This window comes from Sporolactobacillus mangiferae (assembly GCF_023336505.1).
GTDB classification, from domain to species: domain Bacteria; phylum Bacillota; class Bacilli; order Bacillales; family Sporolactobacillaceae; genus Sporolactobacillus; species Sporolactobacillus mangiferae.
The window spans coordinates 1-14,801 of the sequence record NZ_JAMAST010000002.1 but is presented as its reverse complement, the minus strand read 5'-3'; the positions used below and the strand labels follow the sequence as shown (position 1 = coordinate 14,801).

Genomic DNA, 14,801 nt, shown 5'->3' with positions numbered 1-14,801 from the left:
AATAATAAGAACATAATAATGCATTTGAGGCAGGGTGGTAGGAGCAGTTATGAGTTATACCCCAATGATTCAGCAATATTTGGCAATCAAAGCGCAGTATCAGGACGCATTTCTTTTTTTCAGGCTTGGTGATTTCTATGAACTTTTTTTTGACGATGCAAAAAAAGCTTCGAAAGAACTGGAAATTGCCCTTACGTCCCGAAACGGCGGTAAAGATGAATACATACCGATGTGCGGCGTCCCGTATCATGCAGCCAAGCAATATATTAAGGTGTTAATTGATAAAGGTTACAAAATTGCCATATGCGAACAAATGGAAGATCCAAAACAGGCGAAGGGTATGGTGCGACGCGAAGTCATTCAGCTGATTACGCCCGGAACAATTATGGAGGATGATTCGCTGCAGCCGAAAAGAAATAATTTTTTGGCTGCTTTAAGCACATACAAGGATGGATCATTCGGACTGGCCATGAGTGATTTAACAACAGGTGAGACACGAGTGACGCTCATTGATTCGTGGGATGGCGTCATTCAGGAAATGGATGCTAATGATGTTCGTGAGCTTGTACTTGAGCCGCATTTTGATGTCCGGAAAAAAGAAGAATTGTTTGAAAAACTTAATACAACCTTTTCCGAAAATGAATCCGATCAGATTCCCGATCAGCTGAGCGCCATAACGGAGGGCATCAGTCAGGAAAAGTTGCTTCATCCACTCGGACGGCTGCTCAATTATCTGCTCAGCACTCAGAAACGGTCATTGGATCACCTTCAGCAGGCAGATGTATATCACATCAATGAATACATGATGATTGACCAGCATTCCAGACGTAATCTGGAGCTGACTCAGACAAATCGTGAAAAGAAAACCTATGGGTCGCTTCTCTGGCTGCTGGATGATGTGAAAACAGCGATGGGTGGACGTCGACTGAAACAATGGATTGAGAAACCGCTTTTAAATCAAAAAAAGATTAATCAGCGTCTGGACGCCGTAGCCGCTTTAAAACAGCACTTATTAGAACGTGAGTCACTGCGTGAACTTTTGGGAAATGTATATGATTTGGAACGGCTGGTTGGCCGTGTTTCATTTGGCAATGTGAATCCGCGTGAAGTTGTCCAGCTCAGGCGTTCTTTGGAACAGGTTCCGGAAATAAAGCGTGTACTCGCTGAACTTGATGAGCAGTCACTTTCCGAATATGAAAAAGAAATGGATCCGTGCGAGGCGGTTCGCACGCTCATTGACCGGGCGGTTGTAGACGACCCGCCTTTTTCAACTGCCGATGGGGGAATCATCAAATCAGGGTACAACAAAACTCTGGATCAGTATCGTGATGCTTCGAAAAACGGGAAACGCTGGATTGCCGAACTTGAAGCTTCTGAACGGGCATCAACGGGTATTAAATCACTGAAGATCGGTTATAACCGTGTATTCGGTTATTATATTGAAGTGTCCAGACCTAATCTCAAACTCATTCCGGAAGGCCGCTATGAGCGCCGGCAGACACTTTCAAATGCTGAACGGTTCATTACTCCGGAGCTTAAGGAGAAAGAACGCATCATACTCGAAGCGGAAGAAAAACGCGTTGAACTGGAATTTCAGCTGTTCAGCGATGTACGATTGAAGATAAAAGATCAGGCAACGCGACTGCAAAAACTCGCGCGCCTTGTCAGTACGCTTGATGTGCTGCAAAGTTTTGCGGCCGTCAGTGATCGTAATGGTTATGTTCGGCCGAGATTTTCGAAGGGCCGTACATTAACAATAAAAAACAGTCGCCATCCGGTCATTGAACGCGTCATGCGCAGAGGAACTTTCGTTGCGAATGATTTTGATATGGATGAATCGTGCGATCTGCTCATGATTACCGGACCCAATATGGGCGGCAAGAGCACCTATATGCGACAGGCCGCGCTTACGGCAATTATGGCACAGATCGGCTGCTTTGTCGCTGCAGATGAGGCACATATGCCGATATTCGATCAAATTTTTACACGTATCGGCGCGGCGGATGATCTTGTCTCCGGACAAAGTACCTTCATGGTTGAAATGGATGAGGCTAATTACGCCTTGAGTCATGCGACTCAGAACAGCCTGATTCTGCTGGATGAAATTGGGAGAGGTACATCAACATATGATGGCATTGCAATTGCACAGGCGATCGTTGAATACATTCATGATCACATTGCGGCGAAAACCTTTTTTTCCACGCATTATCATGAGCTGACTTTTCTTGAGGAAAAGCTTGACCGATTAAGAAACGTCCATGTTGGCGCGATAGAGGAAAACGGAACTGTTGTCTTTCTGCACAAAGTACTTGAAGGGCAGGCAGATAAAAGCTATGGGATCCATGTCGCCAAGCTTGCCGGTCTTCCTGATCATCTTATTCAACGGGCAGATGAAATCCTGCGCGGACTGGAACAATTACCTGACAGCGAAAGAGATGCTCAGGCAGAAACGGCAGCTGCTGAGGACGAACCGGAGCAATTGGCGCTGTTTGCTGAATCAAGGGAAAATAGCGGAACGCAGGTACTGAGCAGAAGTGAACAGAAAGTTCTTGATGAATTGAGCAAAATAGAACTATTAACGATGACTCCGATGGATGCGATGAACAAACTTTTTCAGCTTCAGAAGCGATTAAAAAAATAATTTCCGTTAAAGGTACTTTATGATTTACACGGATCCACCGCATTCATGAAAAGCCAGGAATAAAAGACATAAGATCGAGAGGAAGGGGCGAATCCAGTGGGTGTGATAAAAAGGCTCAGTGAAACGCTTGCGAATAAAATTGCAGCCGGTGAAGTCGTCGAACGTCCGGCGTCTGTTGTCAAAGAACTGATAGAAAATTCCATCGATGCGGGCGCGTCTTCAGTTTTAATTGAAATTGAAGAAGGGGGACTGAAATCGATCAAGGTAACCGATGATGGATGCGGGTTTGCACCTGAGGACTGTCAGATCGCTTTTGAACGCCATGCAACCAGTAAAATCGGTAAGGATGCCGATCTTTTCCATATAGCGACACTCGGGTTCCGCGGTGAGGCGCTGCCAAGTATAGCAGCGGTCTCGTATCTGGAACTGATCACGTCAGATGATGAGCATCCGGGCACCCATCTTGTTTTGCAGGCAGGTCATATCATAGCCAAGGGCAGTGCGCAAAGCAGAAAAGGGACGGAAATCAAAGTAGAGCGTCTCTTCTATAATACACCTGCACGCCTGAAATATTTGAAAAGCATTCATACTGAGCTTGGTAAGATCACAGAAGTAGTCAACCGCATGGCACTTGCCTATCCCAATGTACGGTTTACGCTGATTCATGAACAGAAAACGCTTTTTCAGACAAACGGGAGTGGTAATCTGAGTCATGTGCTTGCTGCAGTCTATGGCGTGCGTACTGCGAAGGCAGCATACTCCTTTAATGGGGAGTCACTTGATTTTAAGGTGAGTGGTCTTGCTGTTCATCCACAGATTTCACGAGCAGGCAGGCAGTATGTCTATATTTTTATCAATAATCGATTCATCAGAAATTATCCGCTCTTTAACAGCATTATGGACGGATACCATACATTGATGATGGTCGGACGTTATCCGATCTGTGTCATTCATATCTATATGGATCCTTCGCTTGTCGACGTCAACGTGCACCCGGCTAAACTTGAGGCACGTATCAGCAAGGAGGGGGAACTTTGCGCGCTGATCAGCGAAACAATACGAAAAGCATTTCACCGTGAACGGTTGATTCCGTCTGTTTCCGGGAAACCACATGTGACGCCGGACAGCCCTCAAAATGAGCAACAGACACTTGATTTTTCGCCTGCTGCCGTTACCGGACCGGAAATTCCAGAGGCAGATATTCAGAAAAAACAATCAGATAAAGATATCTTCGCATCGGAACATGTACGTGAACCAGACACTGCCTTTGCAGCTCCTGAGTGGGCGAATGACGGGACGGCCGACACAGATGCTGAACCCAGGGAAGAAGAAATCAGCGATCCCTCGGAGACCAATCATCCGCGGAAAAGGATGCCAAAGCTCTATCCGATTGGTCAGATGCATGGAACGTACATTTTTGCTCAAAATGAAGACGGTCTGTATATTATTGATCAGCACGCAGCACAAGAACGCATTAAATATGAATATTTCCGAGAGAAGGTAGGGGAGACGGCACGGGAAGTGCAGGAACTGCTCGTGCCGATGACTTTCGAATTCAGCGCATCGGAGTATGAAACGATTCAGGAGTATCACAATTATTTGCAGGATATCGGTTTGTACTTTGAGTCATTCGGTGCGCGGAGCCTGATCATCCGTTCTTGCCCGACGTGGATACCCAAAGGAAGAGAAGAAGAAATGATTCATGATCTGGTCAATCAGATCATCGAGACCGGTAAAGTATCGATTAAAAAAATACTGGAGAAACTGGCAATGATGATGGCATGTAAACGCTCAATCAAGGCCAACCATTATTTGCGTCCTGACGAGATTCAGGCACTGCTTGATGCACTCGGTAAAGCAGCGGATCCATTTACCTGTCCGCATGGCCGCCCCGTACTGGTTCATTTCACGCCCTACGAAATGGAAAAGATGTTTAAACGCGTGCAGTGACAGGGTTTTCAGCACCCCTGTGAACCGTTTGCCCATAATTTGCCCAGATAAGCTTTCAAATTTAAAACCATTTCTTTCTCAAGGTTATGGGTGAAATGGATGGGCGTCTGTATATGTTCAACCCCATCCCTTGTTACTGGACCAAGTGTTGAAAGCGCGCCTGCAGCGGCATTTGGAAAGAATATGCCTCCAATAGAAAAAAGGAAAAATACAGTGATAAAGGCGCAGATGATTGTGAGCGCTGAAAGTATCACTTGCTTTGTCCAAACATTTTTCAAGAGATCACCACCTTACAGGTTTTTATCAGGAATTTCTGTTTTGATTGTGTTTTTTAAATTTGTCCCAGCCAATGATATCGAAGATCATGACGAGGAACAAATAGGCAAAAACATAATAAGTGATCCAGGAATGATATTTGTCAGGAGTAAAGGTTAGCCATAGGACTCCAATAACTAAATATGGAAGCTCAAAATACAAAAAGCGTTTTTTTAAAAGGCGTTTGAGCTTAGTGAAAACATTCTGAAACATTTGATCAGCTCCTTGAAGCTCTTATTGTCTGCTGACAATAAGAGCGATTACAAAATGATGCGAAATAAGCTAGATGAGATGATATCAGGAACCGCTGTTTTGATTCTTCCTTAAATCCACTCTGTTCCATATCCAATTTGCAACTGCGTAGGAAATAAGAAGGCCAAGGATAATCATTGATTCATAAGGACCAAGGTAAGGCAGAAACAAGAATACAAGCAAGACTGCAATATAAGGGATTGTCAAAAACGCAAGCCGTTTTCCTGTGAATCGTTTTTTCAAGTCTGTAAGAAATTCATCCATGGTTATCGCTTCCTTAAAAATCAGGATTTTCGAAGATGGGGTAGGCGGGAGGAGTACAAAGATGAAAGCTATTTACTCCCAATTCTCTTTTTTCTGATCCAGTAATCGAGAATGAAAAAAGCAACAAGCCAACTAATAGAAACAACCGCAAATAGCCAAGAAGTGACGGGGTGAACAAAACAGAAGAAATACATGATTGTGAGAAAGAGCAATGAAAATATTATTCTCAGTACTATATGCATAAAAATCCTCTCCATATAAAAAAATCGGAATTTTTCTCGAAAATCTATTATGATTATTTTATCATACTGAGATTTTAAGCGAATGATCTCTCTCTATGAATTTGCTGATTATAAAACGGGGGTGGCCATCAGTTGGAAAAACCTCTGAAAATATCTAAAATTGAAGATCCTGTAAAAGATTAAGTTCGGTGCCTTTTGGTACAGCCTCTTTTTAACTGATACTGAGACATCAATTTTCTTACAACGTTCAGATTTTGTTGAGATAAGGATGTTACCTTATAGATACCGTACATTGTCATTTTCTGAGCCTTTATGGGCTCTTTTTTTTTGCTGAATTTAATGTGCTCCTCAGCACACTTGTTCGTGGAAATCAGCAGTCATGTTTAACAGTGCCTTTGTTAAAAATCTGTCTCTGGGCGGATGACAGAGCAGCGCCTGAACGGTAAAATTTTAATAGATTCGATTTTAGCAGGCGGGGGAGAAATTTATTGAAACGCAGGATAAAAGCAGGTTTTATTGTGTTACTGCTGACAGTGTCACTGGTCACGCTCACTGGATGTCAAATGCTGGATTTTTTCACAACGCAGGTAGAGGGCAATCTGAAAGGTCTGGATGTGACGATGCAGACTTATGATGCCGACGGACAACCTGTTGACACAATTAAAGGGGTGTCGGGATCGATTACACGTGACAGTAAATTTGATCGCACGAACGAAAAGGGAGAGACAACAAAAGAATCATCCGTTCTGAACATTACGATCGGAGGCAATCAGGTCGTCCATGTAGGCAGCACATTAATCATGTATGAGAAGGGACTGCGCGATGTGATGAATCAGTTACCTCAAAAAATACTGGCCGATAATCAAGAGCGCAGCATGCCATTTGTCAATCGCGTTGTCAATGATTTTCATAATTACTTTGATGGGAAATCCAAGGTAATACTGATCCGTTCGCAGCTTGGAAAGCCAATCGCAACTTTTGCGGGCAATCATGTTTCCTATTTTGCGACGGATGTTCCGAATTCAACCGGGTTAATCATTGACGGCAAGTATTTGTTCATCTATCGTTGCGATTTTACAATGTATGATACCAAACTATTAAAGAAATAATTATGGTGGTTTTTGTACCAGAAACACACAGAGTGAAGTATTGGGCGGTTCTTGCTTCGGTATGGAACGATCTGAACGGTACTTGAATGATTGTGACTGCCTCATGTCATGATCATGATTCACGTTCAAAGCTAATTGTGGTATACTGGACGCACTTTTTGCAATAAGGGGCGCTTTCTTTAGATGAACGAAACACTTGTCATTGTCGGTCCGACGGCTGTTGGAAAAACGAAGCTGAGCATTTACCTGGCTAAACGATTTCAAACCGAAATCATTAATGGAGATGCCTTTCAAGTATATCGGGGCATGGATATTGGTACGGCTAAGGTGACCAGACAGGAAGCACAAAATGTGCCGCACCATCTAATTGATATTTGTGACCCAAGCGAACCGTATACAGTTGCCGACTACCAAATCGATGCACGCCGGATACTTGAGAACCTGAGTACACGCGGCAAAATGCCTATTATAGTCGGTGGCACTGGTTTTTATATAAAGGCAGCGCTCTATGATTATCACTTTGGATCAACTGGTGCGGATCATCAATATCGCCTGAGCTTAGCGCGTTTCGCTGAAGAAAAAGGTAAATTAGCATTACATGAACGGTTAAAAGCATTGGATCCTGATGCGGCAAAGCAGATCCACCCCAATAATCTGGTACGTGTGATGCGTGCGCTGGAAGTTATTCATGAGACCGGAAGACCGTTCAGCAGGCATGACCAGCGTGAGATCTCGCAGTGTCTGTATCCCTTTTTCTGTATCGGGTTGACATTGGACCGCGCATTGCTCTATGCGCGTATCAATGCACGTGTGGATCAGATGATTGAGAACGGACTCATTAATGAAGTGCGTGCACTTTACGATCAGGGTCTTCATGGTGCACAAGCGATGCAGGCCATTGGATATAAAGAGTTTATTCCCTATTTTGACGGTAGGGTTCCGCTTGCAGATGCAATCGATCAGTTAAAGAAGCATTCTCGGCACTATGCGAAACGTCAATATACATGGTTCAATCATCAAATGCCGATACACTGGATCGATATGACTGAAGCGCTGGACGATTTTCAGGCTAAAGCGGAAGAAATTCATCGTTTCGTCAAAGAGTACAGACGTTAATTGATCATATCCCGGGCCTGTTTTTTACGATCTTTGCAAATGATGGAAAATTAAAATATAATCTATATGTGGATCTTTCTGATTGGACAATTGCATTCCTTCTCAGAGAATAAGATCAGATTTAATGATTAATTTGCAGGAAATTTTTATATTTAAACGAATTTACTTTATTTAGAGAGAAAAGAGGAGGAATAAAATGACACAGTCAATCAATATTCAGGATACATTTCTGAATCAGTTGCGAAAAGAAGGAACTTATGTGACCGTCTTTCTTATCAGCGGTTTTCAATTGAAGGGCAAGGTGAAGGGCTTCGACAATTTCACAGTACTGCTTGACAGTGAGGGTAAGCAGCAATTAATTTTTAAACATGCCATTTCAACATTCTCTCCTTCAAAACCTGTGAATTGGAAAAGTCAGGACGAGTCATAATAGATTCTGGAAAGGCAGCCTCAGTGCTGTCTTTCTTTATTCCACCTAAATAAAAATTGAAGAAATTCGGGCCAATGACCTTTCCGCGGAATGGGAGCCTGCTCGGCACCTCTGCTTCTGAATCGTCCATGAGTCACATATGATAGGATCAATACGACCGTTGATTACAGGTCCCAGCTGGGCACTTGTCACGGATGTGAGGTCGCCGCGTATATATAGATCGCGCAGGCGATGATGAATTCTTGATCCAAAGAACAGTGAGGTGAAGGCCGTGCGGGAAGCTTATACCTTTACAAAAAACAGCCAGATCAACGTTGTGTTCAGTCAAAAGAAAGATAAGCAAGAAGATATGCCATTTTCATTAGATGAACGCGTCACTCATGAGCCACTCGAAAAATTAGAAGCACAGCTTGGCAGACTGGTCGGAATGGATCAGGTAAAACATATGGTGCGTGAACTTTATGCATGGCTGTATATCTATAGAAAACGGGAAGAAGCACAGTTAAAAGTGAAACGCCAGTCCTTCCATATGCTTTTTAAGGGTAACCCGGGAACAGGCAAAACAACCGTTGCCCGCCTTTTAAGCGATTTGTTCCGTGATATGGAAATTTTGCCAAAGGGGCATCTGGTGGAAGCGGAGCGCGCTGATCTTGTGGGTGAATATATCGGTCAGACCGCCCAGAAAACAAGAGATCTTGTCAAACGTTCGTTGGGAGGCGTCCTGTTTATTGATGAAGCTTATTCGCTTTCTCGAGGCGGTGAAAAAGATTTTGGCAAGGAAGCAATTGATACACTGGTAAAGCAGATGGAAGATCATAAAGATGATTTTATTCTGATTCTTGCCGGTTATTCGGAGGAGATGGACGAGTTTTTAAGGATGAATCCAGGGCTTCCGTCTCGTTTTCCGATGATTTTTTCGTTCCCGGATTATACAGGTGTGGAACTTCTTGATATTGCGAAGCAAATGATCAATGAACGAGAGTACAGGATGACTGCGGAAGCCCAGAAAAAGCTGTTTCGGCATCTCAAATTGAAATCTGAGAAATGTGAATCCCATTTCAGCAATGGCCGTTATGTACGTAATGTTATCGAAAGAATGATACGGCAACAGGCAGTACGGCTGGTAAGAGAGAACAGCTTTGATCGTGATGCGCTGATGACGCTTCGTGCATGCGATCTGGTGCTGGATGAACATTTTTTAATGGAGCAAGAGAACGAAGCTTAATTTGTTATAAGAGAGGTTTTTTAATGATATGGAACGTGTGATCCTTGCAGCCTGCCAGCTGCCTGATCAGGGTGACGACCATTTTAGGTCCTCGGTCGAGGAACTCGAAGCATTAACTCAGACAGCCGGTGGGCAGGTAGTGGCTGTTGTAACTCAGAAAAGACCGAAGATTGATTTCGCTACTTATATTGGAAGCGGTAAACTGCAGGAACTCAATGCGCTTGAAAAACAATTGGATGCCGAGACGGTCATTTTCAACGACGAACTTTCACCTTCACAGCAGGGAAGGCTTGGCACGTTTCTTTCTGCAAAAGTGTTGGACAGGACTCAGCTTATTCTCGATATTTTTGCGCTGAGAGCACGGTCAAAAGAAGGGAAACTTCAAGTTGAACTCGCTCAGCTGCAATATATGCTGCCCCGATTAAACGGAATCGGAAAATCACTTTCGAGACTTGGCGGCGGGATTGGCACCAGAGGACCGGGAGAAACACAACTTGAATCTAATCGCCGCTATATACGAAATCGAATGAAGGACATTCGTAATCAGCTGGAGGCCGTTGTCCGGCATCGCAGGCGCTATCGCAGCAAACGGCAGGCCAATGCTCAATGTCAGATTGTGCTTGTTGGCTATACAAACGCGGGAAAATCCACATTATTTAATCAGTTAACTGCAGCAAAGACCTATGCCGAAGATCAATTATTTGCCACACTTGATCCGCTGACGCGGAAAGTGCATCTTCCCAACGGTTTTGAGGCCCTTTTATCAGATACAGTCGGGTTCATTCAGGATTTGCCGACTCAGTTAATTGCTGCCTTTCGTTCAACACTTGAAGAAGTCAGCGGCGCCCAGCTTTTATTACACGTTCTGGATGTCTCTGACCCTGAACTGACAAAACATGAGCATACGGTCCGTCATTTATTAGCAGAGCTTGGGGCAGATGATGTACCCATTCTGACGGTTTATAACAAAAAAGATCTGCTGAAGACGCCATTCATCGCGCCTGTGGATTCACTTTTTGTTTCTGCACGAGATGCTGATGAGAAAGCAAAAATAATGATTGAGATTGAACGATGCATTGAAAAACAGATGGTTCCCTATCATACACACTTGTCTGCAGATCAGGGAAAATTATTAAACGAGGTAAAACAGAAAACGATCTTAAAAAAGCAGGTATACAATGAAAACGATCAAACCTATGAAGTAGAAGGTTTTGTATATCCAGCGACTGCGATTGCGGCAAGCTTGATTCGCCATCCACGACCAACTGATGAGGAGTTTTAAACATGTTTGATGCATTGATCCACGGGGATTTATTAAAAAAGGTTACGGAATCTACAGAGAAACAGATCACCGAGAAACTGAAAAGTGTAGATACAATTGCTTTGGAAAATCAATATCGGGTGCTCACAAGCTTTCGAAAAAACAAAATCAGCGATGCCCATTTTAACGGAACAACCGGATATGGTTACGATGATTTCGGCCGGGATGGAATTGAAGCAGTGTATGCGGATTGCTTCGGAGCGGAATCTGGATTGGTTCGATCGCAAATGATTTCAGGCACCCATGCAATCACAACTGCGCTTTTCGGTATCCTCAGACCGGGTGATGAGCTCATGTACATAACCGGCAAACCTTATGACACTTTAGAAGGTGTAATTGGCTTGTCCGGACAAAGCCATGGTTCGTTAAAGGATTTTGGTATCGACTTCCGCAGTATTCCTCTGCGTGATGGGAAAATCGATATTGATGCAGTTAACTCAGCCATTGCTCCAAACACAAAACTGATAGCCATTCAGCGATCCTGCGGTTATGCGCAGCGGCCCTCCATTCCGGTTGCACAAATTGGTGAAGCGATCCGCGCTATAAAAAAGGTGCATCCGAACATGCTTGTTTTTGTTGACAACTGTTACGGAGAGTTTACGGAAACACGTGAGCCTTGCCATGTCGGTGCCGATCTGATGGCCGGTTCACTCATTAAAAATCCGGGTGGCGGATTAGCTAAATCAGGCGGCTATATTGTCGGGCGTGAACGTTTCGTTGCGATGTGCGCTGAACGCCTGACCGCTCCAGGACTTGGTAAAGAAGTCGGTCCGTCACTTAGTGAATTGAAGGATCAATATCAGGGCTTTTTTCTCTCACCACATATGGTTGCCCAGGCAGTGAAGGGAGCTATTTTTACTGCAGCACTGATGGAAAAGCTGGGTATGGATACGTATCCTTCATGGGGCAGCCCGCGCACGGATTTGATTCAAAACATCACATTTCATGATCCGGATCAGATGATTGCCTTCTGTCAGGCAGTCCAAATGGCATCGCCGATTAACGCGCATGTCATGCCTTATCCAAGCCCAATGCCGGGTTATACAAGCGATGTGATTATGGCAGCAGGAACATTCGTTCAGGGGGCGAGCCTTGAACTGACGGCAGATGGACCGATCCGTCCCCCGTATACGCTGTATGTACAAGGCGGACTGACTTTTGAACATGTAAAAACAGCTTTGCTGATGGCCGTTGACGGATTAATGGAAAAAAAGTTACTTGATCCGGCAAAAATTGTATTGTGACATTTTTTTAAATATTTATTGCATCATCTGTTAGAAAACTTAACATTGATTGACAACTAATAAGCCGCTGGTTATAATGTGAATAAGAAAGGGGCGTGAGGCGAAATGGCTGATAGTGTACGCCGATCAATGCCTTTATTTTCGATGGGTATTGTACAGAAGCTGACCGGACTAACCGCGCGACAAATCCGTTATTATGAAGAGAATGATCTTATTCATCCGGAACGTAGCGAGGGGAATCGCCGCGTCTTCTCTTTCAACGATGTAGATCGTCTTCTTGATATTAAGTCTTTACTTGATGAAGGAGTGAATTTAGCCGGGATCAGGCGGGTGCTCAGCGAAAAGCCGCTGGAAGCGAACCGGCCAGTTGAGAAGAAGGCTATTTCTGATGCCGAGCTTATGAAATATCTGAAATCTGAACTTGTTCAGGCAGGTAAATTCGGCAAGACTTCGTTAATACAAGGTGAATTGTCCCGTTTTTTTCGGTGACCCATTGCCTGTGTATATAAATCTTTGAAAAAAGAAACTTATTATTGGGGAGGATCATGAATGGCAAAGTTTACTAAAGAAGACATCATTGCTAAAGTGAAAGAAGAAAACGTCAAATTTATTCGTTTGCAGTTCACTGATTTGCTTGGAATCATCAAAAATGTTGAAATTCCAGTAAGTCAGCTCGAAAAAGCACTTGACAACGATATTATGTTTGACGGTTCTTCAATTGAAGGTTTTGTAAGAATTGAAGAGTCGGACATGCTTCTTTATCCGGATTATGACAGCTTCGTTATTTTCCCATGGACGGCTGAAAAAGGCAAAGTGGCCCGTTTTATTTGCGACATTTACAAACCGGATCGCACACCATTCCCAGGTGATCCCCGCTCAGTACTGAAAGCACAGCTAGCTGAAATGGAGAAGCTTGGATTCACAGCCTTCAATATCGGACCGGAACCTGAATTCTTCCTGTTTAAGCTGAACGAAAACGGCGATCCTACGCTTGATTTGAATGACAAGGGCGGTTATTTCGATCTTGCACCTACTGATCTTGGTGAAAACTGTCGCCGTGATATCGTGCTTGAGCTCGAAGACATGGGCTTTGAAATCGAGGCTTCTCACCACGAAGTAGCTCCAGGTCAACATGAAATCGATTTTAAATATGCGGATGCCGTTAAAACATGTGACAATATTCAAACCTTCAAACTGGTCGTTAAAACGATTGCCCGTCAGCATGGTCTGCACGCAACATTCATGCCAAAGCCGCTGTTTGGTGTAAACGGTTCAGGTATGCACTCTAACATGTCTCTGTTTAAAGGAAAAGAAAATGCATTCTATGATGCAAATTCTGAAGATGGGCTGAGTGCTACAGCAAAATCATTTATTGCGGGTGTACTGGAACACGCGCGTGCATTTACTGCAATTACCAACCCTGTTGTTAACTCATTCAAACGTTTGGTGCCGGGTTACGAAGCACCAAGTTACATTGCATGGTCTTTAAGCAACCGAAGCGCATTAATTCGTATTCCGGCTGCTCGTGGCCTGAGCACACGTATTGAAGTGCGCAGCGTTGATCCTGCAACCAACCCTTACCTTGGTATGGCCGTATTGCTTGCTGCAGGTCTGGACGGAGTTAAGAAAGGCCTGACTCCTCCTGCTTCTGTTGATCGCAGTATTTATGTGATGAATGACGAAGAACGCGAAGAACTCGGCATTCACGAATTACCGGCATCTCTGAAAGAAGCAGTAGATGCATTCAATTCTGATGAAGTAATCACCGGTGCTCTCGGCGAACATACGGTAACACACTTCAATGCAGCAAAAGAAATTGAATGGGATCAGTTCCGCACTCAAGTACACCAGTGGGAACGCGATCAATACCTCGAACAATATTAATCTATTAAACTTTCTGAACCCCCTGGAGTCATATGGCTCAAGGGGGTTTTGTTTTGACCGCCAAAATCGCTGTTTATCTTGTCTCATGCAATCTCTCATTATTTGACCGCTTTTTGACCGCCGATTTAAAATTTTATCGGTATGTTTTGCAAACTTAGCGATCGAATCATTTTGAATAATGTTACTCGTGTGTGAGTATATATCTTCTGTGATCTGCATTGAACTGTGACCGAGCCGCATCTGAAGATCCTTCATCATCGCTCCCGATTCGAGCATAAGCACGGAATGCGTATGCCGCGGCGAGTGAATGGGGAGGTTCGGCAGATCGGCTTTCTTTAGTACCCTACGAAATGCATTAAAGAGCGTTGATTTACGATGTGGTGATCCGTCCTCACGACAGAAGACTAAATTAAATCAAGGTCCGACTTATACAATCCTCCGAAACGGTCTCTGTTGGCATTATGGCGCACCTGATGGCCATTAAGAAGTCATTGGTGATTTTGAACCCACGTTCTGAATTTACGGTTTTGGTGTTGCTGAAATAGAAGTCATTCGATGCTGGATCGTCCTTTGTTAAAACACGTGATCCAGTAACTTTAATGTCGTATTCAAAGATCTCTTGCCTAGAATATCGCTCGGTTCAACTTTGAGAGCAGTACAAATAGCATCCATCGTGTCAAATTGAATCCCCTTACTACGATTGTAAGCAAGAGTTGTAAGGGTGGTCCTCGATATTCTCGTCATTTTAGCTAAATCTGATATTTTCAAATGCCTTTCTGCTAGTAATACAGATAAGTTACACGTTAAT

Annotated in this window: 13 protein-coding genes and 1 pseudogene; 10 read left to right on the top strand and 4 right to left on the bottom strand. The window is 43.9% G+C overall.

What is annotated here, in order from left to right; translation table 11 throughout:
- The first annotated feature begins 49 nt into the window (after nt 1-49).
- Nucleotides 50-2,641: a DNA mismatch repair protein MutS gene (mutS, locus tag M3N64_RS02510; RefSeq protein ID WP_249096958.1), complete on the top strand. Its 2,592-nt coding sequence runs from the start codon at nt 50-52 to the stop codon at nt 2,639-2,641.
- 96 nt (nt 2,642-2,737) lie between these two features.
- Nucleotides 2,738-4,591, top strand: a complete 1,854-nt coding sequence (mutL, locus tag M3N64_RS02505) for a DNA mismatch repair endonuclease MutL (RefSeq protein ID WP_249096956.1) — start codon at nt 2,738-2,740, stop codon at nt 4,589-4,591.
- 8 nt (nt 4,592-4,599) lie between these two features.
- Here mutL and M3N64_RS02500 read toward each other — a convergent pair whose 3' ends face one another.
- Nucleotides 4,600-4,869, bottom strand: a complete 270-nt coding sequence (locus tag M3N64_RS02500; RefSeq protein WP_249096953.1) for a hypothetical protein — start codon at nt 4,867-4,869, stop codon at nt 4,600-4,602.
- 334 nt (nt 4,870-5,203) lie between these two features.
- Nucleotides 5,204-5,422 (bottom strand): hypothetical protein, encoded by a 219-nt coding sequence (locus M3N64_RS02495; RefSeq protein WP_249096951.1) that lies wholly within the window; start codon nt 5,420-5,422, stop codon nt 5,204-5,206.
- A 730-nt stretch (nt 5,423-6,152) separates the two neighbouring features.
- Here M3N64_RS02495 and M3N64_RS02490 point away from each other — a divergent pair.
- From M3N64_RS02490 to glnA, 8 genes are all read left to right on the top strand, one after another.
- A complete protein-coding gene (locus M3N64_RS02490; RefSeq protein WP_249096949.1) occupies nt 6,153-6,773 on the top strand; it encodes a DUF5052 family protein in 621 nt (206 codons plus the stop codon).
- A gap of 183 nt (nt 6,774-6,956) precedes the next feature.
- Complete coding sequence (gene miaA, locus M3N64_RS02485) at nt 6,957-7,889, top strand: tRNA (adenosine(37)-N6)-dimethylallyltransferase MiaA (protein ID WP_249096947.1); 933 nt, start codon at nt 6,957-6,959, stop codon at nt 7,887-7,889.
- 196 nt (nt 7,890-8,085) lie between these two features.
- The gene (gene hfq / locus M3N64_RS02480) at nt 8,086-8,319 is read left to right on the top strand and encodes an RNA chaperone Hfq (RefSeq protein WP_249096942.1); all 234 of its coding nucleotides are present in this window, start codon (nt 8,086-8,088) and stop codon (nt 8,317-8,319) included.
- 271 nt (nt 8,320-8,590) lie between these two features.
- Entirely contained in the window at nt 8,591-9,544 is a 954-nt protein-coding gene (locus M3N64_RS02475; RefSeq protein ID WP_249096938.1) for an AAA family ATPase, read from the top strand.
- Between the two features lie 28 nt (nt 9,545-9,572).
- The gene (gene hflX / locus M3N64_RS02470; RefSeq protein WP_249096928.1) at nt 9,573-10,826 is read left to right on the top strand and encodes a GTPase HflX; all 1,254 of its coding nucleotides are present in this window, start codon (nt 9,573-9,575) and stop codon (nt 10,824-10,826) included.
- 2 nt (nt 10,827-10,828) lie between these two features.
- A complete protein-coding gene (locus M3N64_RS02465) occupies nt 10,829-12,109 on the top strand; it encodes a methionine gamma-lyase family protein (RefSeq protein WP_249096924.1) in 1,281 nt (426 codons plus the stop codon).
- Nucleotides 12,110-12,214: 105 nt separating this feature from the next.
- Nucleotides 12,215-12,598 (top strand): MerR family transcriptional regulator, encoded by a 384-nt coding sequence (locus M3N64_RS02460; protein WP_249096923.1) that lies wholly within the window; start codon nt 12,215-12,217, stop codon nt 12,596-12,598.
- 60 nt (nt 12,599-12,658) lie between these two features.
- Nucleotides 12,659-13,993, top strand: coding sequence for a type I glutamate--ammonia ligase (gene glnA / locus M3N64_RS02455; RefSeq protein ID WP_249096921.1), 1,335 nt, complete (start codon nt 12,659-12,661; stop codon nt 13,991-13,993).
- Nucleotides 13,994-14,236: 243 nt separating this feature from the next.
- On the opposite strand, the pseudogene M3N64_RS02450 reads toward glnA, so the two are convergent.
- Nucleotides 14,237-14,341: pseudogene (locus M3N64_RS02450) on the bottom strand (site-specific integrase); the annotation flags it as partial.
- Between the two features lie 225 nt (nt 14,342-14,566).
- Nucleotides 14,567-14,801 (bottom strand): helix-turn-helix domain-containing protein (locus M3N64_RS02445; RefSeq protein WP_283163279.1); only part of this gene is annotated, 235 nt, incomplete at its 5' end.

Bases quoted from the DNA above. Each gene is read 5' to 3' on its own strand.
- mutS (WP_249096958.1), top strand. From the start codon at position 50: ATGAGTTATACCCCAATGATTCAGCAATATTTGGCAATCAAAGCGCAG.
- M3N64_RS02495 (WP_249096951.1), bottom strand. From the start codon at position 5,422: ATGGATGAATTTCTTACAGACTTGAAAAAACGATTCACAGGAAAACGG.
- miaA (WP_249096947.1), top strand. From the start codon at position 6,957: ATGAACGAAACACTTGTCATTGTCGGTCCGACGGCTGTTGGAAAAACG.
- hfq (WP_249096942.1), top strand. From the start codon at position 8,086: ATGACACAGTCAATCAATATTCAGGATACATTTCTGAATCAGTTGCGA.
- hflX (WP_249096928.1), top strand. From the start codon at position 9,573: ATGGAACGTGTGATCCTTGCAGCCTGCCAGCTGCCTGATCAGGGTGAC.
- M3N64_RS02465 (WP_249096924.1), top strand. From the start codon at position 10,829: ATGTTTGATGCATTGATCCACGGGGATTTATTAAAAAAGGTTACGGAA.
- M3N64_RS02460 (WP_249096923.1), top strand. From the start codon at position 12,215: ATGGCTGATAGTGTACGCCGATCAATGCCTTTATTTTCGATGGGTATT.
- glnA (WP_249096921.1), top strand. From the start codon at position 12,659: ATGGCAAAGTTTACTAAAGAAGACATCATTGCTAAAGTGAAAGAAGAA.